We start from the raw sequence: 434 nt of genomic DNA on the forward strand, positions 1-434 counted from the left end.
GGGGCCTATTATCCGGCCAAACGGAATGGAAAAACCGTGTTTCTGGTGCTCGCCGGGGACTATTCCAGCCGTCAGGCAGCGCTTGATGCAAAGTCGACGTTGCCAGCAAAGTTACGCTCAGCGGGGCCTTTTCCTCGCAAGATGGGCGATGTTCGCGGCGAACTTTAAGCATAAAAAAGCGCCTTGGGTGACTGTTCAATTTGTCGCCCAAGCGCGCAATGTGTAGAATGCATATCCCTTTTTTGCCGTCACCGTTTTCTTGACGCCATTTGCCTTCTGTAAGTCTCTGAATTTCAAGAGGAAAGGTTTTCATGCAGCAGAACTCAACGCTGGTGCGGGGGCTCACTGAGCCCGGAGAATTCCGGGACAACTGTGGTTTTGGTCTGATCGCCCATATGGAGGGCCAGGCCAGCCACGAGCTTCTGCAAACTGCT

The 434-nt window shown here is 53.5% G+C and carries 1 protein-coding gene; it reads left to right on the top strand.

Translation table 11 applies throughout. The features are described from left to right. On the top strand, window positions 1-168 hold a 168-nt coding region (locus tag A3730_RS29705; RefSeq protein WP_197477455.1), incomplete at its 5' end, for an SPOR domain-containing protein. Window positions 169-434 lie beyond the last annotated feature (266 nt).

This window comes from Alcanivorax sp. HI0044 (assembly GCF_001634945.1).